The organism is Streptomyces sp. Ag109_O5-1 (assembly GCF_003814875.1).
Taxonomy (GTDB): Bacteria; Actinomycetota; Actinomycetes; order Streptomycetales; family Streptomycetaceae; genus Streptomyces; species Streptomyces sasae.
Genome location: NZ_RKQF01000001.1, coordinates 103049 through 123010, shown reverse-complemented (window position 1 = coordinate 123010; position 19962 = coordinate 103049). Strand labels below are relative to the sequence as shown.

Sequence of the window (19962 nt, the reverse complement as noted above, 5' to 3'; positions counted from 1 at the left end):
TCCACGGGTGAGTACCGCTCCCTGAACAGGAGGCGGGCCATCGCGTAACTCTCCTTGGTGAACGCCCAGTTCAACCACGAGGAGTGCACGATGGCCCTGTCCCAGTCTGAGCTGATACGGCTGCTTGAGTCACTACGCTCGACCGACGGAATCGAACTCATCCGCGCCATCGCCGAGCGGATGGTGCAGGAGCTGATCGAGGCCGAAGCGAGTGCCCACATCGGCGCGGAGTGGAACGAGCACACGCCGACACGGACCAACATCCGCAACGGGCACCGGGAGAAGGTACTGACCACGCTGGCCGGCGATCTCGACCTGGAGATCCCCAAAGTCCGCACCGGCAGCTTCTTCCCGTCCCTGCTGGAGCGCCGGCGCCGCATCGACCAGGCCCTCTACGCCGTCATCATGGAGGCATACGTGCACGGCGTCTCCACCCGCAGCGTGGATGACCTGGTCAAAGCCCTGGGCGGGGACAGCGGCATCTCGAAGTCGGAGGTCTCACGGATCTGCGCGACGCTGGATGAACCGCTGAGCGCGTTCCGCACCCGCCCGCTGGATCACGTCCGCTTCCCCTACGTCTACCTGGACGCGACCTACTGCAAGGCACGGGTGAACCACCAGATCGTCTCGCGGGCCGTCGTGGTCGCCACCGGCATCACCGAGGACGGCAACCGCGAGGTGCTGGGCCTGATGGTCGGAGACAGCGAGAGCGAGGCGTTCTGGAAGGAGTTCCTGCGCTCCCTGCGCGAACGCGGCCTGTCCGGGGTCCGCCTCGTCGTCACCGACCAGCACTCCGGTCTGGTCGCCGCGGTCCGCAAGGTCATGCTCGGCGCCGCCTGGCAGCGGTGCAGGGTTCATTTCCTGCGGAACGTCTTCAACGTGATCGACCGGGACTCCGGCGAAATGGTCGCCGCGACCATCCGCACCATCTTCACCCAGCCCACCGCCGAGCTGGTGCGCACCCAGCTCGACACCGTCGCCGACATGCTCGGCACCCAGTTTCCCAAGGTCAAAGCCATGCTGCTGGACGCGAAGGAGGATCTGACCGCGTTCGCGGACTTCCCGCCGAGGCACTGGAAGAAGATCCAGTCGACCAACCCGCTGGAACGGATCAACCGGGAGATCAAGCGCCGCACCGACGTCGTCCAGGTCTTCCCCAACGACGACGCGCTCTTGCGACTGGTCACCGCCGTGCTCTTCGAGATGCATGACGAATGGATCGCTTTCCCCCGCCGCTACCTGCCCGAAGGCAGCATGGACGAGCTCTACCGCGAACGCCCCGAAAGCGCCCCCGCGCTACCCAACAACCCGAACACGCCTACCGATTGATCGCCAACACCACGAAAAGGGACACCATCCGATGTCCTCGCGCTTGATGCCGAGTAGTTCTGCCCCGACCACGAGACAGGTCCCCGTTTCGTGCAGGTCGGCCAGGGGGCGAGACGGCCCTGACGCACGGCGCGACACCGGCGGCCTGAGGAACCGGTTCATCCGCTCGAAGAAGTCGTCGAACTCGGCTGCGATCGACTCGACCCAGCCCAGGGAGGGGAACGCACATTCCATGAGATGGCCGGGCCGGTGGTGTGCAGGGAGAGTCATCGCGGTTCACCTCCGCGAAACGATGGCATTACTGATCTTTTCGTAGGTTCGGTGGGGGTGTTGGCCGTGTGGGTGGGAGGCTGTCGGGGTGGCATATCAACCTTCCCCTTCGGTTGCCGGTTCCTCCCTTCCTCCCTTGTCGCGGCCTCAGTTGGCGGAGGCGCGTCGTGTTCGGGCAGTCGAGTTGTTCGAGGGCGGCGTCTCTCATGCGGAGATCGCGAGGGCGGTGGGGGTGTGTGCCGAGAGTGTGCGGCGGTGGCGGCGGGTGTGGGAGCAAGACGGTGCTTCGGGCCTGCGGAGGCGGGCAGCCACCGGACGCCCGCCGAAGCTGGACGACAGCCAGGTCGAGATGGTCCGGGCCGCGTTGGAGAAGGGTGCCCAGGTTCATGGTTTCGAGGCCGACCTGTGGACCCTGGAACGCGTCGGCGTGGTCGTCACCCGGGCAACGGGGGTGGTGTTGTCGAGGCGTCGGTGTGGCGGCTGCTGACCGGCCGGCTCGGATGGAGCCTGCAACGGCCTGAGCGGGGGGCGGTCGAGCGGGACGAGTCGGAGATTGCCCGCGGGTTCGCGCACGAGTGGCCGCGCATCAAAAAGGGGCCGTGAACACATGTGCCTGGATCGTCTTCCTCGACGAATCAGGAGTCTCCCTGCTTCCCCAGATCCGTCGTACCTACTCGCCCCGAGGGCGGACTCCGCTCCTGCGGCACCGCCTGAACTGGAAGCGCGCGTCGATGGCCGGAGCCTTGGGCTACCACTCCACCGACCGTGGTCGCGGGGCCTGCCTGTGCTTCCACCTCAAGCCCGGCAGCTACGACACCGCCGGACTCATCGAGGTCCTGGAGCAGATGAAGGTGTTCTACCGCGGCGAGCGAGTGGTTCTGGTCCGGGACGGTCTGTCCGCCCACTGGAGCCGAGCAATGCGGGCCTGGGTCACCGAACAGGACTGGCTCACCCTGGAGCGATTACCCGCCTACGCTCCCGAGCTGAACCCGGTGGAACTGCTGTGGTCCTCACTCAAGAAACGCGAACTCGCCAACCTCGCCGGCGACCACCTCGCCGATGTCGCCGACGCCACTCAGCAAGGCATCCACCGCATCAATGCCAACCCCCGACTGCCATGGTCATTCCTCGCCCATACCGGCCTGACCATCCACCCACCCCCCACCGAACTCACCATACGAGCGGTCGCACACCGTCGAGATCCATTACTGGGAAGGACTCATCAGTACGCAAATGAAAATATCAAACTCTTTGGGTGTCATGCGCTTCACCTGCGATCCAATAGTTTCATCACATCACCTTAGGCCATCCGGGTGTTCGCCTTCGGGTAAGTGTTGCCGCCATATGCCACACGGAGGATAACGATTACATCCAACGGTGGGCCCCGTCCTCTCCGGCGGAGTGGTCGTCCGTCTTCAACGCGCCGGCTTTGTGCCGGCCGCTGCATGGCGGCCTGCCACGATGGGCACCCCGCGAGAGGTGTTGGATCCGTCAGCCGGCGTCGGCCGGCGTCGGCTGACGTGTAGCTTCCGTACCCCGTCAAACGAAGCGAGTTGCCGAGACATGAAGTCCTGAACGTTATAGGTACTTATGCCGGCACCGGCCAGACGCTCGACGTAGATACTCGGGCTCTGCTCTTTCACGCCGCCTCCCGGATGGGAGATGACGACGGCCGGCAACCGCCCGCCGGTGTGGTCGTCGGGGGTGAAGAGAATCCCGGCGAGGGCGAGATGGTTGCTGGGGAAGGTGACGCTGGTCCTCATCTTTTTGCGGGCGACCTGCTCAAGCGCAGGGGACTGCGCAGTACGGCCCAGCGCAGAGCCGTACTGACCGCTCTCCAAGGTCATCCGCACTCCACGGCGGCCGAGCTCGAGACGCGTATCGGTGGGGGAGCGGACAAGGCCGAGGCCGGCGGACCCTCCGGACAGGGCCTGTACAACGTGCTCGAAGACCTGACGAAGGCGCAGCTCATCCGCTGCATCGAGCCCGCAGGTTCACCCGCCCGGTACGAACTGCGGGTCGGCGACAACCATCATCAACTCGTCTGCCGTCGATGCGGTCTGATCGAGGACGTCGACTGCAGCGTGGGCGCGGCAGCGTGCCTGAGCCCCGACGAGGACAAGGGCTTCGCCGTCGACGAGGCAGAAATCACCTGGTGGGGACTGTGTTCGGGGTGCCAGGAGGCCGTCGCTCGGCCATGAGAGGGCATGGGTACACGGTCCTCTACGAGGAGACGGCCCCCTGTCGTAAGGCCTGTCCATGATCCGACGACATCGCCGGCACGTCTCGGTGATACGCGGTGAAGGGAAAATGACGGTCTTGATGATGGCTAAATGATGGATCTGAGGGCTTCAACAACTCCCCTCGCGAACCTAGCGTTGCAAGCACGTAAACGGCCTGGCCGTTGGCCGTGCGACGGCTGACGCGTTCGCCACGGCCTTGCCCGGACGGTTTCCCGGAGGGAGGGGAGGGCGATGGCGTCCGTGGAGTTGCTGACCGGCGGTCGGCGGCGGACAGCCGGGGGAACCGGGCGGATCCGGGAGGTCAAGGCCCCGTTCGACGGCTCGGCGGTGGGTACCGTCGTTCTTGCCGGTCCCGAAGATGTCGAGTCGGCGCCGGTCGCTGCCGGGCAGGCGTCGGACCGGACGTGTTCGAGCCCGAGCCGGCCCTCTGACACCCGCTGTCCGACCACCCCGACGTCGTCCTCACCCCTCACCTGAGGGGCATGATGCAGCGCGCGATGAAGCCGACCTTCGTCGACGCGGCCCGAGGCGTCGCGGACGTCCTCGCGGGCCGACCGCCGACCGCGGTCGCCGACCCCGACCGGAACCACCGAAAGGCCATGGCATGACCACCCCACAGCTGAACCGGATCGCCGGCGCGCCCATCTCCTGGGGTGTGTGCGAAGTGCCCGGCTGGGGCTACCAGTTGACGCCCGACCGGGTCCTGAACGAGATGCGCGAGGTCGGTCTGGCCGCCACCGAGTTCGGCCCCGACGGCTTCCTGCCCGCCGCGCCGGACGCCATGGCCCAGGTCCTCGCCGACCACGACCTGCACGCCGTCGGCGGTTTCACCCCGCTGCTGCTGCACGTGCCCGGACACGACCCGCTGCCGGAGGCGGAACGGCTCCTGGAGGGCTACGCCTCCTCGAACGCCGAGGTCCTCGTCCTGTCGGCCGTCACCGGCCAGGACGGCTACGACTCCCGTCCGGAACTCGACGCCGACGGCTGGAAGCTGCTGCTGTCCAACCTCGACCGGCTGACCGCACTGGCCGCCGAGCGCGGTGTGCGTGCCGTCCTGCACCCGCACGTCGGCACGATGATCGAGAACGGCGACGAGGTCCGCCGCGTCCTGGAGCACTCGGCGATCTCCCTCTGCCTCGACACCGGCCACCTGCTCATCGGCGGCACCGACCCGGCCGAGCTGACCCGGCAGGCCCCGGAGCGGATCGCCCACACCCACATGAAGGACGTCGACGCCTCCCTCGCCGCCAAGGTCCAGTCCGGCCGCCTCACGTACACCGAGGCCGTCCGCGCGGGCATGTACCGCCCGCTGGGCGCCGGTGACGTCGACGTTGAGGCCATCGTCACCCACCTCAGCGCCCGCGGCTACGACGGCTGGTACGTCCTGGAACAGGACACCATCCTCACCGAGGAGCCGAAGGAAAAGGGACCGGTCGAGGACGTGTGGGAAAGCGCCGAACACCTGCGCTCGGTGCTGCGCAACACGGCGTCGTAAGGGCGAGGGCGGGTGCGGCGGCGCTCCGGCCGTATCGACAAGGGCCGTGAGCCACGGGCGGATCGAGGAAGCGGGAAAACATGACCACTGAGGACCTGCTGGCCACCTGCTGGACGACTGCGGGCGACGCCGCGCCCGGCCGTGCTGACGAACGCAGCCCGCTGAGCCTGCGGGAGCGCGCGGAGGCCGCGGCCGACGCCGGGTTCAAGGGCTTCGGCCTGCTGTACACGGACCTGGTGGAGGCCGAGCGCGGCTACGGGCTCGCGGGCATCCGCTCCCTCTTCGAGGACAACGGACTCACCCACATAGAACTGGAGCTCCTCACCGACTGGTGGGCCGACGGCCCCCGGCGTGCCGCGTCGGACGCCGTCCGCAGGGACCTCCTGAGGGCCGCCGAGGCACTTGGCGCACGCACTCTCAAGATCGGTCCCGATGTGACGGACGGCCCCTGGGACCCCGACGTCTGGGCCGAGGAGTTCGCCGCGCTGGCGGCACAGGCCGACGGAATCGGCGCCCGGCTCGGCATCGAGTTCCTGCCCTGGTCCAACATCAAGACCGTGCACGACGGACTGCGGCTCGTCGAGGCCGCGGGGCATCCGGCGGGCGGCCTCATCATCGACGCCTGGCACACCGAGCGGGCCGGCACACCGGCGGCCGAACTGGCCGAGGTCCCCGGCTCCCGCATCGTGGACGTGGAACTCGACGACGCCGACGCGCAGGTCATAGGCACCCTGTTCGAGGACACCGTCCGGCGCCGCCGCCTGTGCGGCGAGGGCACTTTCGACCTGCCGGGGATCATCGGCGCGCTCCGTAGGGCCGGTTGGTCCGGACCCTGGGGAGTGGAGATCCTCTCTGATACGCACAGGACACTCCCGGTCCGCGAGGCCGCCGACGCGGCATACCGCACCGCCGCGGCGCTGCTCGGGTAGAGGGGAGAAGGGGGTCTCCTCGTCGTCGAACTGCTTCAGCAGGCGCAGGCCGCCACTACGGTCGTCCGCGGCGGCCTGCGGTGTGGACGGTCCTACTTGTTGTCGATGCGTCCGCTCGGTTCGGGAGCCTCCATGAGCGCGGTCTGGGTCTCCTTCCACGCCGTGTCGTCGATCCCGAGGGCGCTGCGGAGGTAGGCCCATGAAGCCTCGCGGATCAGAGCGACGCGTTCGGGGCTCTCGTCCGTGGTGTCCTTGGCGTTGTAGGCGTGGATCCCACCGAGCGAGTGCTCGGCCCCAAACACGGTGAGCAGGCTTTGAGCCCCAGGGCTGTACTGGTACACGTCGGTGAACCAGTCGGGGCCGCGGGTCGAGAGCAGTGACTGGTCGTGGTCGCCCGCGATGACAAGGGTCGGTGTGGTCAGACGGTCGAAGTCGGGGTTCATGAAGGGGAAGTTCTCCGCGGCGAACGGCGTCAAGGTGTCGCCGCCGATGCCTGTCGTGGCGAGTAGCACACCGGCTTTCACGCGCGTGTCGGTCTTGTCGGGCCCGGGCTGCCCGTCCGCACCGACAACGCGGGCGCCTAGAAGCATGCTGACGGTCTGTCCGCCCCAGGAATGTCCGGCGACGGCAAGGCGGCTGCGGTCGATGCGGCCGCTGAGCCCTGGGATCGCGCCGACGATCCGGTCGAGTTCGTCGAGTACGCGTTCGACGTCCTGGACCCGGATGTGCCAGATGCCGGGGTGGCGCGGGTCGGTGGGAGCGATGCCGAGGCTGAGCGAATCGAGGAATGTGGGCTGTATGACGACGAAGCCGTTGGCGGCCCAGAAATCGACCAGCGGGTCGTACGAGGACATCGACTGGCCGAAGCCATGGGCGAGGACGACGATCGGCAGGTCGGTGCCGGTGACTGGCGCCGACACACGAACCTGCAGGTTGTCGCCGCGCTCCGGCGCCGGCAGGACCACCGGCTTGACGCTGATGATCGCCGAGTTCAAAGCAGGAACGGTGCCCTGGGCGACCGTTTCGGATGCTGGCATGTGACTGCCTTTCACTTGTGAAGAGTGGCGGATCCACGGGGATGCGTCGGCGGCGCAGATTCTGACGACGTGACCACCGGATGGGCTCCTAAACGGAACACTGTTCCGAATGTAAGCGGAACGGTGTCCCGATTGGCAAGTGCGGTCGTGGGACAGGAACACCAGTCAGTGAAGGCGACCGGTCGTCGTCGGCGACCCCGAACTCGGCCAAGCGCGCGGACGCCCGGAGGCGCTACGACGCGCTTCTGGCCATCCGGCTGCTGTTCTACGGATGCCGACGGCAGCCGCCGGACAGCTGTCGGCCTGGTGCCGCGTGGCTGACGAGGCCGGCCCCTGTGTGCGTACCTCGTGATCCCGTCGTACTTCCCGCCCTCTCGGCTCGCGAGGACCGAACGCGGCCGGACCGGGAAGCCGGCCGCCCGGTAGCACCCGTCGATCAGCCGCATCGTCGTCAGCGCGTCCTCGGCGTCGAGTGCCAGTGGCGCACCGTGCCGCAAGTGGGCTGCGAAGGCCTCCAGTTGGCAGGTGTACGACGACCGGCGGCCGAGTTCCTCGGTGCGCTCGCCGGCGGCCGTGCGCACCACCATCCGGTCGTCCAGGTGCGGCTGCACGTAGTTCAACGCCGTGGCCTCGCCGCGGGTGCCCACGACACGGCAGCTGATCTGCCACTCGTGGTGGCCCATGTGGCAGCGGGCGGTGCCGGTGGCGATGCCCGGGAACTCCAGGCCGGCGTAGAGCCACTCGTCGTCGTCCCCGGCCCCCGTGCGCCGTCCGCCGCGCGCGGCGGCCAGCGGCAGCGACCACCGTACGTCGTCGTCGGGCGGTGCCGGCATGGCGACCATGGTCTCGGCACGCCGGAGTTTGCCCAACTCCCCGCTGTCCAGCAGCTCGCGCAGGCACCGGGTGACCGGGTGGAACAGGTGGTGGAAGCCCTCCATGAACACCGTGCCGGCCCTGGCCGCAGCGTCGCGGACCTCGGCCGCCTCCTCGGCGTTGCTCGCGGACGGCTTCTCGGTGAGGACGTGTTTGCCGGCCTGGAGCGCGGCCAGGTTCCACGGCCCGTGCAGGCCGTTGGCGAGCGCAGCGAGATGGGGGTGCCCCCCGGACGGAGTCTGGGGGAGGGTTGTAGACGACCTCGATCTCCGGATCGGCGACCAGGTCGGCGTAGGAGGGGACCACCCGCTCCACGCCGTGCTCGGCGGCGAACGCCTCCGCCCGGACACGGTCCCGGGCGGGCCCCATGATGGAGAGTTCGGCGATCCGGGCCGCGCCCAGCACACCGATCCGCAGGGGCTCGTCCGTCATCCCTTGCACACCGCCTCCAGCCGTGCCGGCCGGTGGTCCACGGCTTCCCGCCCGGAGCGGGGACCGGCGTGGAACGCGCCGATGAGGCCCAGACCCGTCACGCCGGTAAGCATGCGCATCCTGCTCCTGAGTTCACGGGGTGGCTCAGTCCATTCCGCCGAAGACGTTCTGGTCCCAGTCGATGACCGAGCCGGTCACCACGCCGCTGCGGTCGGACAGCAGGAAGACGACGAAGTCCGCGATCTCGTCGACCTGTCCGAGCTTGCCCATGGGCTGGGCCGCGGCGGCTTTCTCGCGCCAGTCGTCGCCCGCGCCGTGGAAGGCGCGTTGGGTCGCGTCCTCGCCTTCGGTGTCCGTCCAGCCGATGTTGAGGCCGTTGATCCGGATGCGGTCCCAGCGGTGGGCGTGCGCGGCGTTGACGGTCAGTCCCGCCAGTCCGGCCTTGGCGGTGGAGTAGGGGGCCAGGTAGGGGGGTCCGCCGTGCGCGCAGTTGGAGATGATGTTGACGATGGTGCCGGGAGCCTCGCGGCCCTTCATGTCGGCCACCGCGGCCTGCATCGAGAAGAATGGCGCCCGCAGGTTGATCGCGATGTGCTGGTCGAACAGCTCCGGCGTGGTGTCCAGGAGCGAGCCGCGTGACGTCAGCCCGGCCGCGTTGACCAGACAGTCGATCCGGCCGTGCGCCTGCACGGTCCGTACGACGGAGTCGCGGGCCTGCGCCGGATCGGCGAGGTCCGCCCGTACGAAGAGCGCCCCGGTCTCAGTGGCGAGCTTCTCGCCGACCTCGGCGCGGCGGCCGGTGAAGGCGACGGTTGCGCCCTCGCGTACGGCGGCCTGCACGATGCCGGCGCCGATGCCCTGGCTGCCGCCGTTGACCAGGACGATCCTGTCCTGAAGAAGTGCCATGAGTGCTCTGTCCTGTTCAGCCGTGGCGGCGCTCGGCGCCGTCCCGCAGTTCCTGGCGCAGCCGGTCGGGGGCCCACCCTTCGGCCACAGCCTGCCAGACGGTGTCCGCCTGCGAGGGCGGCGCCAGACCGTCGACCGGGGGATCGAGGTCCAGGTCGGTGGGGAAGGGATAGCCCTCGGCGGTGGCGGCGACCACGCGGCGCAACCAGTCCTCCGAGACACCCTCGGCCTTGCGGCGCAGGAGCACCGGGAACAGCGCGTTCGCCATCGCCTCACGGTCCACGGTTTCCATCGCCCGCCCGAAGGCGGTGGAGACCTGGAGCAGGTTGGCCATACGCCGGATGCCGGCCGAGCGGTTGTGCCCGGCGGCGTGGAAGAGCGCGGGGTTGAAGAAGGCCGCGTCGCCCTTGGCCAGGGGGAGTTGGACGTGGTGGGCGTCGAAGTACTCGACGAACCGCGGGAGTCGCCAGGCGAGGTAGCCCGGCTCGAACTTCTGCGAGTGGGGGAGGTAGAGCGTCGGGCCGGACTCGACCGGCATGTCGCAGTGGGCGACGGCGCCTTGAAGGGTGAGCACGGGCGACAGGCGGTGAACGTGCGCCGGGTAGGCGGCGGCGCGCTCCTGGGTGAGGAAGCCGAGGTGGTAGTCGCGGTGCACGTTCTGCGCCGCGCCGCCCGGGTTGACCACGTTGACCTGCGAGGTGACCTGGTAGGCGGGGCCCAGCCAGGCTTCGGAGATCAGCTCCAGCATGTCGTTCGCGTAGTAGTCGGCGAACACCTCGGGGGCTCGCACGGCCACCTTGTCCAGGGCGTTCCAGACCCTGTCGTTGGCGCCGGGCTTCGCGAAGTGGTCGCCGCGCCCGGCACCGCTCGCGCGCTGCTCCTCGATCAGCGAGGCGAAGGCCTCGGAGGCCCGGTCGACGATACGAGCGTCGGTGAACGCGCGCTTGAGGACCACGATGCCGGGGCCGTCGAGCAGCGCCCGGATCAGCTCGCTCTGCACGTCGCGGCGGCCGTCCGCGGTAGCCGCGAGACCACGGAGCCGTTCGCTGTCGTAGAGGAGCACGTTCTGCTCCACACCCTCCGCCGAGGGGTAGTCGGCGGTGTCGGTCTTCTGCTCGACGAGCGAGCGGAACGTGTCGAGATCGCAGTCGGCCTCGGTCAGCCAAGTCCGCCCGGTCGTGGCCATGGAGGGCATTCCGGTCCTTTCGCAGTGCCTGCCTTTCTGTCAGTCTTGATAACCCGAACCCATCATTCAATCCTCAGAAGCACATCAAAAGTGCATCATCATCACCTGGGATTCCTCATGCGCCATCCCTATACGATCAGGGAAATCGCCCGTCAGTCCGGGCTGAGCACGGCCACGGTCGACCGCGTCCTCAACAGCCGGGGCAATGTGCGGGACAGCACCGTCCGTGAGGTGCACGAGGCCATCAAGGACCTGGACCGCCAGCAGGCCCAGGTCCGCATCGCCGGTCGCACCTTCATGATCGACATCGTGATGCAGACACCGGAGCGGTTCTCCACCGCCGTACGCGAGGCGCTGGAGGCCGAACTGGCGTCCCTGCACCCCGCCGTGGTGCGCTCACGCTTCCACTTCCGCGAGACCTGCCCGCCCCAGGACCTGGCCGACACCCTGGACAAGATCGCCAAGCGTGGTTCGCAGGGCGTGATCCTCAAGGCCCCCGACGTGCCGGAGATCGCGGCCGCCGTCGGACGCCTGGTCGCAGCCGGCATCCCCGTCGTCACCCTGGTGACGGACCTCCCGCACAGCGCGCGCCTGGCGTATGTCGGCATCGACAACCGAGCCGCCGGCGCCACCGCCGCCTACCTCCTGGAACAGTGGCTCGGCGACCGCCCCGGCAATGTGCTCACCACCATCAGCCGGGGCTCCTTCCGTGGCGAGGAGGAGCGCGAGATGGGCTTCCGCAGCGCGATGCGTCTCGTCGACCGCAGGCGGTCCCTGGTGGAGGTCACCGACAGCGACGGCCTGGACGCCGCCCAGCGCGATCTCGTGCTGGAGGCCCTCGAACGCGACGAGGACATCGTGGCCGTCTACTCCATGGGCGGCGGCAACCTCGCCACACTGGATGCGTTCGACACCCTGGGCAGGCGGTGCGCGGTCTTCATCGCACACGACCTCGACCACGACAACACGCGCCTGCTGCGCGAGCGCCGCATCTCCGCGGTCCTCCACCACGACCTGCGCCAGGACGTGCGCCGCGCCTGCCAGACCATCATGCGCGCCCACAAGGCCCTGCCGGACGACGGACCGACCCTGCCCTCGGCGATCCAGGTGGTCACACCGTTCAACCTGCCGCCCGATGTGGCGGCCGCACCGTTCCCGGGATGAAGCGGGCTCAGTAACCGCTCGAACGGGTGTTTGCGGTGCTCGTGGTGGCCGGGTTGCCGTGGCAGCCGCGCCCCGCTCCCGTCGTCCCGTTACCGATCCATTTCCGACGTTAATTTCCGCGTCCGAAGGGTTGGCCGGAAGGCGTCGTCTGGTTATCGTTCACGAACTTCACTCAATCGTTCCGCTGAACGAATAGCGAGAGAGACGGTCGGTCCATGCCCGACATCCACCTCCCGGGGCGCCGTTCGGTACTCGCCGCGGGCGCGGCCGGCGCAGCCTCGCTCGGCGCGTCCTGGCTGCTCACCGGCTGTACGGGGGCAGCCGCCACCCCGGATCTGACGGCTGCCGCCCTGAAGGGCACCCCTGACCCCGGCGGCACCCTGCGCATCGCCAGGCCCCCGGCCTCCGACGCCGAGACCCTTGATCCGGCCAGTTCCCTGTCGGCATACGAATACCTCGGCGCCCTCTACAACCGGCTGGTCCGTGTCGGCGCGGACGGTGAACTCGCCCCCGACCTCGCCGAGTCTTGGGAGTCCGATGCCAAGGCCCGTACCTGGACCTTCCGGCTCCGCAAGGGCGTCACCTTCCACGACGGACGCGCCTTCACCTCCGCCGACGCCGCCTACACGCTCCGGCACATCCTCGACAAGGCGACCGCCTCACCCCAGGCCGCCGTCCTCGCCCCGCTCGTCGACCCGGGCACGCTCCGTACCCCGGACGCCCACACCCTCGTCGTCCCCCTGAAGACCCCGAACGCCGAGTTCCCCAGCCTCCTCACGCACTACAACTGCTACGTCATCCCCGACGGCAGTGCGAAGGGCATCGGCCGCACTGGCATCGGCACCGGCCCGTTCAAGCTGGAGTCCTTCGCCCCGGCGGGCCCCGGCCGGGTCACCGCGAACAAGGACCACTGGGCCGGCCGCCCGGTCCTCGACGCCATCGCCTTCTACTCGGTCGCCGACATGTCCGCCCGCTCGGGCGCCCTGCTCGCCGGACAGGTGGACCTCCTCTCCCAGACCAACCTCGACTTCGCCACCGCCCGGGTGGTCGCCGCCTCCGACCGGGCCACCGTCGCACGGGTGAAGGACGCGCAGTGGTACGTGCTGCCGATGCTCACCACCGAGAAGCCCTTCACGGACGTCCGAGTCCGGCAGGCGATGAAGCTCGCCTACGATCCTGAGCACGTCGTGAAGGTGGCGCTCCAGGGCGCGGGCACCGCCGGCTGGGACAACCCCGTGCCGCCCAGCGACCCCGCCCACAACGCCGCCCACCCCGCGCACGACCCCGAGAAGGCCCGCCACCTCCTCAAGCAGGCCGGACACGAGGGGCTGGGCATCGACCTCTACACCTCGTCGTACGACCCGCTGTTCACGCCGATGGCCCTCGCCTACCAGGACTCCGCCAAGCGGGCCGGTATCCGGATCAAGGTGAAGACGGCCGCCGCGGACTCGTACTACACGCAGATCTGGATGAAGAAGCCCCTGATGGCCACCTACTGGTTCACCGGGCGGCCCGTCGACCAGCTCTTCACCCAGATCTTCCGCAGCGGCTCCTCCTACAACGAGACCGCCTGGTCGGACAAGGAGTTCGACGCCGTCCTGGACCGGGCCCGCGCCGAGACCGACGACACGAGACGCCGTGAACTGTACGGCGAGGCGCAGACGTTGGTGATCGAGCGGGGCGGGGCGATGACCCCGATGTTCGCCGACCGGCTCGTCGGCATCTCCCGGAAGGTCCGCGGCTACGCCGAGCACGGCTTCGAGTTCGACTACCTCAACATCGGTGTGAAGGGGGCCTGAGCATGCTGTCGTTCACCCTGCGCCGGCTGGCCTCGGCCGTCGGCACCCTGTTCCTCTCCTCCGTACTCGTCTTCCTCGCCGTACAGGCCCTGCCCGGCGACGTGGCCACCCAGATCCTCGGCAAGGACGCCACTCCCGACGCCGTTGCCGCCCTGCGCGAGCAGCTCGGTCTCGACCGGCCCGCCTGGGAACGCTACGTCGACTGGATCAAGGGCGCCCTGCACGGCGACTTCGGCACCTCCCTCGTCTCCGGCAAGGGCGTCGGCGGCCAAGTCGCCCTGTACCTCGGCAACTCCGCGCTCATCGCCGTCGTCACCGTGCTGTTCGCGGTGACCGGGTCCCTCCTCCTCGGCGTCCTCGCCGGTCTGTACCGGGACCGCTGGCCCGACCACCTCATCTCCACCGTCAGCCTCGTCGGCATGAGCGTCCCCGAGTTCGTGGTCGCCACCGTCCTGGTGCTGTGCTTCTCGGTCGCGCTGCCCTGGTTCCCCGCCGTCGTCCTCTACGGCCCCGAGGCGAGCGTCGGCCAACTCCTGCCCGCCGTATGGCTGCCCGCGCTCGCGCTCGCCGTGGTGATGGCCGCCTACATCGTGCGGATGGCCCGTACCTCCGTCATCGACGTGATGGCAGGCGAGTACGTCACCACCGCCCGTCTCAAAGGCCTTTCCACCTGGCGGATCGTCACCCGGCACGCACTGCCCAGCGCACTGTTGCCCACCCTGCACGTGATCGCCCTCAACGTCGCCTGGCTCGCGGGCGGGGTCGCGGTCGTCGAGAACGTCTTCAACTACCCCGGTATCGGAAAGCTGATGCTGTCCTCCGTGCAGAACCGCGACCTGCCCGTCATCCAGGCCATCGCCCTCGTCAGCGCCGTGATCTACGTCGTCTGCAACCTCGCCGCCGACCTCGGCGCCATGGCCCTCAACCCCAGGCTCCGCACCCGAGGGAGGACCCGGTGACCGCACTCGGCACCACCCCCGCCACCACGGCCACCGCCCCCGCGGCCCCGCACGCCGCCGTCCGTGCCTGGCGCGGCCTGCGCTCCTCCCGCACCGCCCTGGTGGGCCTGGCCGTCGTCGCTGTCCACATCCTCGTGGCGCTGCTCGCCCCGCTGCTCACCTCGTACGACCCGATCGCCAACGACGCCTCGCACGCCTTGCTCGGCCCGAGCCGGGAACACTGGGCCGGCACCGACCAGTACGGCCGTGACGTCCTCACCCGGGTTCTGTACGGCGGCCGGTACGCGCTCGGGGTGTCCGTGGCCGCCACTCTGATCACCGTCGCCCTCGGTACGGTCGTCGGCTGCGCGGCCGCCCTGCGCGCTGGCTGGTTCGACGACGTGCTCGGCCGCGTACTGGACGCGATCCTCTCCGTACCGTCGATCCTGGCCCTGCTGGTCATCGTCACCGCCCTCGGCACCGGTCCCGCGGTGATCGTCCTGGCCATCGCCGTCGTCTACGTCCCCCAGGTCGTCCGCGTCGTACGCGGCGCCGCCCTCGCGGTCGTCCCCATGGACTACGTCACCGCCGCCCGCGCCCGCGGCGAGAGCACCTGGGCGATCCTGCGCCGGGAGGTGCTGCCGAACATCACCGACGTCGTGTGCGTGGAGTTCGCGATGCGTGCCTCCTGGGTGGTGCTGCTGATCTCCTCGCTGTCCTTCCTCGGCTTCGGCGCCGACCCGCCCACCCCCGACTGGGGGTTGATGGTCGCCGAGAACCGCACCGCCATCACCGTCGTCCCGATGGCGAGCCTCGCGCCGATCATCGCCCTGGCCACCCTCGTGGTCGGGCTCAACCTCGCGGCCGACGGCCTCTCCAAGGCGTGGGGCGTGGACCGGATCAGGGAGGGTTCCTGATGACCTCTGTCGTTTCCGTCGACTCCCTCTCCGTCGCCTACCGTTCGGGCGGCCGTGAGGTGCCGGTCGTGCACGAGGTGTCCCTGGAGGTGGAGCCGGGCCGTACCCTCGCCCTCGTCGGCGAGTCCGGCAGCGGCAAGTCCACCGTCGCCGCCACCCTGCTGGGCCATCTGCGGCACGGTTCCCGTATCACCGGTGGCAGTGTCCGTGTGGACGGACAGGACGTGTTCGCCCTGCCCGCACGGGAGTTGCGGCAGCTGCGCGGCGGCACCGTCGCCATGGTCGGCCAGAACGCCGGACAGGCGCTGACCCCGACCATGCGCATCGGACGGCAGATCGAGGAGGCGGGCGGCGAGGTACCGGTCGTCGACCTGCTCGAACAGGTCCGGCTGCCGCGCCCCGCCGAGCTCGCCCGCCGCTACCCGCACGAACTCTCCGGCGGCCAGCAACAGCGCGTCGCCATCGCCATGGCCATCGCCGCCCGCCCCAAGGCCCTGGTCCTCGACGAACCCACCACCGGCCTGGACGTCATCACCCAGCGCAGCGTCCTGGACCTGCTCGCCGCCCTGCGCGACGAACTCGGCCTGGCCGCCGTACTGGTGAGCCACGACCTCGGCGTCGTCGCGCACATGGCCGACGAGGTGTGCGTCCTGAAGGCGGGCCGGGTGGTGGAGGCAGCGGCCACGCGGCGGCTGTTCGCCGCGCCCCAGGACCCTTACACCAAGCGGTTGTTGGCGAGCGTGCCGCGCCTCGACGACGCCGGACTCGCGGTCGTCGACGAGGCGGGGGAGCGCACGGTCCGCGCCAAGGCCGCCGTCCCCGACGGCGCGCCGGTCGCGGTCGCAGCGAGCGACGTGACCATCGACTACGGCAGTACGCGCGCCGTGCACGGCGTCTCCTTCGACGTCCGCCGGGGCGAAGTCCTCGCCCTCGTGGGCGAGTCGGGCAGTGGGAAGTCCACGCTGGCCTGGACGCTCGCCGGACTGCGCACCCCCTCCGGCGGCACCATGACGCACGAGGCCGGCGACCTGGCCCGCCCGGCGCCGGGGCGACCGCTCTCGCTGCGGCGCCGGGTCCAGCTGGTCTTCCAGAACGCCGACACCTCCCTCAACCCCCGCCGCTCCGTCGGTGACGCGGTCCGCCGCCCGCTGCGGTTCTTCGGCACCGCGACCGGCCGTGCCGAGGCCGCCGAACAAGCCCGCCGGCTCATCGCCGATGTACGCCTCGACCCGGCCCTCGCCGACCGGCTGCCCGCCCAGCTCTCCGGCGGACAGCGCCAACGCATCGGCATCGCCAGGGCGTTGGCCGGACAGCCGGACGTCCTGATCGCCGACGAGATCACCACCGCGCTGGACGTCTCCGTCCAGGCCGAGGTGCTGCGGCTCTTGGACGACCTGCGCCGGGAACGCGACCTGGCCTGCCTGTTCATCAGCCACGACCTCGCCGTGGTGCGCGGGATCGCCGACCGGGTCGTCGTACTTCGGCACGGGGTCGTGGTCGAGGAAGGGCCCACCGAGGCCGTCTTCGACGCGCCCGGCCACCCCTACACCCGCCGTCTGATGGCGGCCGCACTCGAACCCGACCCCGACGCACCACCCCTGACCGACGACGTCCCCGACTGGGCGGACGCCGCCGACTCGGACGGCATCTGGAACGACCTCGGCGACGGCCACCGCATCCGCCGCTGGACAACCCTCAACGCCCCCGTGGCCGAAGGAGTTTCGTGAAGTACCGCGAACAGTTCGAGCGCCAGGTCGTGCACGAGGACGTCTGGATCCCCACCAGGGACGGCCGGACCCGGCTGCACGCCCGCATCTGGCGGCCCGTGGACGCCGAGTCCGACCCCGTGCCCGCGCTGCTCGAATACCTCCCGTACCGCAAGAGCGACTGGACCGCGCCCCGCGACGCCCAGCGCCACCCCTGGTACGCCGGACACGGCTACGCCTCCGTCCGTGTCGACATCCGGGGCCACGGCGACAGCGAGGGCACCCCCGGCGACGAGTACGACGCCCAGGAACTCGCCGACGGCGTCGACGTCGTCAACTGGCTCGCCGCCCAGCCCTGGTGCACCGGCAAGGTCGGCATGTTCGGCATCTCCTGGGGCGGCTTCAACTCCCTCCAGATCGCCGCCCTCGCCCCCGAACCGCTCAAGGCGGTCGTCACCGTCTGCTCCACCGACGACCGCTACGACAACGACGTCCACTACACCGGCGGCGCGGTCCTCGGCATCGACATGCTCGCCTGGGCCGGCACCATGCTGGCCTTCGCCTCCCGGCCGCCGGACCCGGCGAACGTAGGCGCCGACCGCTGGCTGCCGATGTGGCGCGAGCGCCTCGACTCCCTCGTGCCCTTCCTGCACACCTGGCTCGACCACCAGCAGCGCGACGCCTACTGGCAGCACGGCAGCGTCTGCGAGGACTACACCGCCATCGACGCCGCCGTCCTCGCGGTGGGCGGCTGGAACGACCCGTACCGGGACACCGTCCTCCGTCTCGTCGAGCACCTCCCGGCCGACCGGGTGCGCGGACTGATCGGCCCCTGGTCGCACCAGTACCCGGACCGGGGGCTGCCGCCCGGCCCGGCGATCGGCTTCCTCCAGGAGACCCTGCGCTGGTGGGACCAGCACCTCAAGGACACCGACACGGGAGTGATGCGCGAACCGCTGCTGCGCGCCTGGATCAACGACCCGGTGCCGCCCGCCACTTCGTACGACGTGATGCCCGGCCGCTGGGTCGGCGACGACAACTGGCCCTCCCCGAAGGTGACCTGGAGCGAGCGCGCCCTGGCAGCCGGGAGCGAGTCGGTCCTGGTCCGCTCCCCGCTCCACACCGGCCTCGACGCCGGCCGCTTCTTCCCGTTCGGCAACGCGAGCGATCTGCCGCCCGACCAGCGCGAGGAGGACGGCCGCTCGGTCTGCTTCGACTCCGAGCCGCTCACCGGGCGCGTCGAGATCCTCGGCCGGCCCCGAGTCCGCCTGCGCCTGGACAGCGCCACCGCACGGGCCAACGTGATCGTCCGGCTGTGCGACGTCGCTCCCGACGGAGCCTCGACACTCGTCACCCGTGGTGTGCTCAACCTGCTGAGCAGACACGGCCGGGACCAGGCCGTGGAGTGGACCCCGGGGACGTACGAGGACGTCGAGGTCGAACTCACCGGCATCGGCTACGCCTTCCCGCCCGGCCACCGCGTCCGGGTCGCCGTCTCCGACGCCTACTGGCCGTGGGTGTGGCCGCACGGCGAGCGCGGGGAGCTGCGCGTAGTACCCGCGGACAGCGCCGTAGTCCTGCCCGTGCGGGCGGCCGGCGAGGAGCCACCGATCCTCTTCGAGGAGCCGGAGCAGGCGCCACCCCTGCCGGTCACCTACGACCGGCCCGCCGAGCCCCGGCCCGAACGGCTGGTCACCCACGACGTCGCGGCGGGGGAGTGGACCCTGGAGGTCGACCCCAACTACGGGGGATCACGGACGTACCCGGACGGGCTCCGCTACGAGGAGAGCGCACGGGAGACGTACCGTGTCCGCGGTGACGCCCCGCTGTCCGCGAGCGCCGTGTCGGAGTGGCGGATCCGGCTGCGGCGCGGCGACGACTTCGACGCTGAGATCATGGCGCGTACGGAGCTGCGCGCCTCGGCGGCGGACTTCGTCATGGACAGCCGTATCGAGGCACGGGCGAACGGAGAGACAGTGGTCAAGCGGTCCTGGCACCACACCAGCGCGAGGACGTCGGGATGAGCGCCGCAGAGTCGCCGCGTTCGGCGAAGGCCCCGCGCCGTGCCGTCGCGGCGGCCGACCGCACCCGCCAGCCCACCGAGGTCCGGCGTCGACTGATCGTCGAGGCGGCCATTCCGCTGATCGCGGAGCGCGGCTATGCGTCGGTGGGCGTCAGGGACGTGGCCGCCGCGGCCGGGGTCTCCGTCGGCACGGTCACCTATCACTTCGGCAGCGTCCAGGAGATCCTGTCCGAGGCGATGGTGCTGCACATCGAGCGGTACTACGCGGAACTCAGCGAGGCCGCCGAGCGGGCGGGCAGCGGGGCGGAGGCCCTGCGGCTGCTCGTCGACGCCCTCTTCACCGAGGACACCGACCGGCACTGGCGGATGTGGTTCGACTACTGGAACGCCGGCGACCCGGACACCGACGAGGCGTTCGCCCGCGGCCAGACGGAGCGCTACGCCGCCTGGCACCGGCAGATCCGCGCCCTGGCCGAACGGGGCGTCGCGGACGGCGAGTTCAGCGGCGACGACCTCGACGGCTTCACCGTCCGGTTCGCGGCCCTCGCCGACGGCCTCGCCCTGCAGCGGCTGCGCCAGTCACCCCCGCTCAGCACACAGGACGCCCGCCACCATCTGAACCGACTCGTGGAGACCGAACTCGCCGTCCCCCGGGACCGCGACTGACCGGCCCCAGGATCGTGGCCAAGTCCACTGCCTGATCACGAAGTTGGCT

18 protein-coding genes and 1 pseudogene are annotated in these 19962 nt (G+C 70.0%); 14 read left to right on the top strand and 5 right to left on the bottom strand.

The genetic code is table 11. The annotated features are described in order from the left end of the window. The first annotated feature begins 90 nt into the window (after positions 1-90). The 7 genes from EDD90_RS00600 (at position 91) to EDD90_RS00565 (ending at position 6266) form a co-directional block, all read left to right on the top strand. Positions 91-1329: an IS256 family transposase gene (locus EDD90_RS00600; RefSeq protein WP_123980733.1), complete on the top strand. Its 1239-nt coding sequence runs from the start codon at positions 91-93 to the stop codon at positions 1327-1329. Positions 1330-1687: 358 nt separating this feature from the next. Further along, positions 1688-2086 carry a helix-turn-helix domain-containing protein gene (locus EDD90_RS58805; protein ID WP_123971212.1) on the top strand — a complete coding sequence of 133 codons (399 nt, stop codon included), beginning with the start codon at positions 1688-1690 and terminating at the stop codon, positions 2084-2086. A 112-nt stretch (positions 2087-2198) separates the two neighbouring features. Then, positions 2199-2903: a transposase gene (locus EDD90_RS00590; protein WP_260327460.1), complete on the top strand. Its 705-nt coding sequence runs from the start codon at positions 2199-2201 to the stop codon at positions 2901-2903. Between the two features lie 426 nt (positions 2904-3329). Further along, positions 3330-3800: a Fur family transcriptional regulator gene (locus EDD90_RS00580; protein ID WP_123971211.1), complete on the top strand. Its 471-nt coding sequence runs from the start codon at positions 3330-3332 to the stop codon at positions 3798-3800. A 524-nt stretch (positions 3801-4324) separates the two neighbouring features. Continuing rightward, positions 4325-4450: a hypothetical protein gene (locus tag EDD90_RS56655; RefSeq protein WP_260327459.1), complete on the top strand. Its 126-nt coding sequence runs from the start codon at positions 4325-4327 to the stop codon at positions 4448-4450. Continuing rightward, positions 4447-5337, top strand: coding sequence for a sugar phosphate isomerase/epimerase (locus EDD90_RS00570; protein ID WP_123971210.1), 891 nt, complete (start codon positions 4447-4449; stop codon positions 5335-5337). The genes EDD90_RS56655 and EDD90_RS00570 overlap by 4 nt, the downstream gene beginning before the upstream one ends. A gap of 80 nt (positions 5338-5417) precedes the next feature. Further along, on the top strand, positions 5418-6266 hold the full coding sequence (locus EDD90_RS00565) for a sugar phosphate isomerase/epimerase (protein WP_123971209.1): 849 nt from the start codon (positions 5418-5420) through the stop codon (positions 6264-6266). Between the two features lie 92 nt (positions 6267-6358). Here EDD90_RS00565 and EDD90_RS00560 read toward each other — a convergent pair whose 3' ends face one another. The 5 genes and pseudogenes from EDD90_RS00560 to EDD90_RS00545 all read right to left on the bottom strand — a co-directional run bounded on the left by EDD90_RS00560 (position 6359) and on the right by EDD90_RS00545 (position 10709). Further along, complete coding sequence (locus EDD90_RS00560) at positions 6359-7303, bottom strand: alpha/beta fold hydrolase (protein WP_123971208.1); 945 nt, start codon at positions 7301-7303, stop codon at positions 6359-6361. A gap of 383 nt (positions 7304-7686) precedes the next feature. Continuing rightward, positions 7687-8608, bottom strand: a pseudogene (locus EDD90_RS00555) (Gfo/Idh/MocA family protein); the annotation flags it as partial. Continuing rightward, positions 8605-8727 carry a hypothetical protein gene (locus EDD90_RS56650; protein WP_260327458.1) on the bottom strand — a complete coding sequence of 41 codons (123 nt, stop codon included), beginning with the start codon at positions 8725-8727 and terminating at the stop codon, positions 8605-8607. The pseudogene EDD90_RS00555 and the gene EDD90_RS56650, both read right to left, overlap by 4 nt. A 25-nt stretch (positions 8728-8752) precedes the next feature. Continuing rightward, entirely contained in the window at positions 8753-9514 is a 762-nt protein-coding gene (locus EDD90_RS00550; RefSeq protein ID WP_123971207.1) for an SDR family oxidoreductase, read from the bottom strand. A 16-nt stretch (positions 9515-9530) separates the two neighbouring features. Further along, on the bottom strand, positions 9531-10709 hold the full coding sequence (locus EDD90_RS00545; RefSeq protein WP_123971206.1) for a phytanoyl-CoA dioxygenase family protein: 1179 nt from the start codon (positions 10707-10709) through the stop codon (positions 9531-9533). A 108-nt stretch (positions 10710-10817) separates the two neighbouring features. Between EDD90_RS00545 and EDD90_RS00540 the strand changes: the two genes are divergently transcribed. From EDD90_RS00540 to EDD90_RS00510, 7 genes are all read left to right on the top strand, one after another. Next, positions 10818-11864: a LacI family DNA-binding transcriptional regulator gene (locus tag EDD90_RS00540; protein WP_123971205.1), complete on the top strand. Its 1047-nt coding sequence runs from the start codon at positions 10818-10820 to the stop codon at positions 11862-11864. Positions 11865-12079: 215 nt separating this feature from the next. Continuing rightward, positions 12080-13663, top strand: coding sequence for an ABC transporter substrate-binding protein (locus EDD90_RS00535; protein ID WP_123971204.1), 1584 nt, complete (start codon positions 12080-12082; stop codon positions 13661-13663). 2 nt (positions 13664-13665) lie between these two features. Further along, on the top strand, positions 13666-14622 hold the full coding sequence (locus EDD90_RS00530) for an ABC transporter permease (protein ID WP_123971203.1): 957 nt from the start codon (positions 13666-13668) through the stop codon (positions 14620-14622). Next, the gene (locus EDD90_RS00525) at positions 14619-15518 is read left to right on the top strand and encodes an ABC transporter permease (protein WP_123971202.1); all 900 of its coding nucleotides are present in this window, start codon (positions 14619-14621) and stop codon (positions 15516-15518) included. Before EDD90_RS00530 ends, EDD90_RS00525 begins: the two co-directional genes overlap by 4 nt. After that, positions 15518-17245 (top strand): ABC transporter ATP-binding protein, encoded by a 1728-nt coding sequence (locus EDD90_RS00520; protein ID WP_123971201.1) that lies wholly within the window; start codon positions 15518-15520, stop codon positions 17243-17245. Before EDD90_RS00525 ends, EDD90_RS00520 begins: the two co-directional genes overlap by 1 nt. Beyond that, positions 17242-19248 (top strand): CocE/NonD family hydrolase, encoded by a 2007-nt coding sequence (locus EDD90_RS00515; protein WP_123971200.1) that lies wholly within the window; start codon positions 17242-17244, stop codon positions 19246-19248. The genes EDD90_RS00520 and EDD90_RS00515 overlap by 4 nt, the downstream gene beginning before the upstream one ends. Next, a complete protein-coding gene (locus EDD90_RS00510) occupies positions 19245-19913 on the top strand; it encodes a TetR/AcrR family transcriptional regulator (protein WP_185148822.1) in 669 nt (222 codons plus the stop codon). The genes EDD90_RS00515 and EDD90_RS00510 overlap by 4 nt, the downstream gene beginning before the upstream one ends. Positions 19914-19962 lie beyond the last annotated feature (49 nt).

Bases quoted from the DNA above. Each gene is read 5' to 3' on its own strand.
- EDD90_RS00600 (WP_123980733.1), top strand. From the start codon at position 91: ATGGCCCTGTCCCAGTCTGAGCTGATACGGCTGCTTGAGTCACTACGC.
- EDD90_RS00580 (WP_123971211.1), top strand. From the start codon at position 3,330: ATGGTTGCTGGGGAAGGTGACGCTGGTCCTCATCTTTTTGCGGGCGAC.
- EDD90_RS56655 (WP_260327459.1), top strand. From the start codon at position 4,325: ATGATGCAGCGCGCGATGAAGCCGACCTTCGTCGACGCGGCCCGAGGC.
- EDD90_RS00570 (WP_123971210.1), top strand. From the start codon at position 4,447: ATGACCACCCCACAGCTGAACCGGATCGCCGGCGCGCCCATCTCCTGG.
- EDD90_RS00565 (WP_123971209.1), top strand. From the start codon at position 5,418: ATGACCACTGAGGACCTGCTGGCCACCTGCTGGACGACTGCGGGCGAC.
- EDD90_RS00560 (WP_123971208.1), bottom strand. From the start codon at position 7,303: ATGCCAGCATCCGAAACGGTCGCCCAGGGCACCGTTCCTGCTTTGAAC.
- EDD90_RS56650 (WP_260327458.1), bottom strand. From the start codon at position 8,727: ATGCGCATGCTTACCGGCGTGACGGGTCTGGGCCTCATCGGCGCGTTC.
- EDD90_RS00550 (WP_123971207.1), bottom strand. From the start codon at position 9,514: ATGGCACTTCTTCAGGACAGGATCGTCCTGGTCAACGGCGGCAGCCAG.
- EDD90_RS00545 (WP_123971206.1), bottom strand. From the start codon at position 10,709: ATGCCCTCCATGGCCACGACCGGGCGGACTTGGCTGACCGAGGCCGAC.
- EDD90_RS00540 (WP_123971205.1), top strand. From the start codon at position 10,818: ATGCGCCATCCCTATACGATCAGGGAAATCGCCCGTCAGTCCGGGCTG.
- EDD90_RS00535 (WP_123971204.1), top strand. From the start codon at position 12,080: ATGCCCGACATCCACCTCCCGGGGCGCCGTTCGGTACTCGCCGCGGGC.
- EDD90_RS00530 (WP_123971203.1), top strand. From the start codon at position 13,666: ATGCTGTCGTTCACCCTGCGCCGGCTGGCCTCGGCCGTCGGCACCCTG.
- EDD90_RS00520 (WP_123971201.1), top strand. From the start codon at position 15,518: ATGACCTCTGTCGTTTCCGTCGACTCCCTCTCCGTCGCCTACCGTTCG.
- EDD90_RS00510 (WP_185148822.1), top strand. From the start codon at position 19,245: ATGAGCGCCGCAGAGTCGCCGCGTTCGGCGAAGGCCCCGCGCCGTGCC.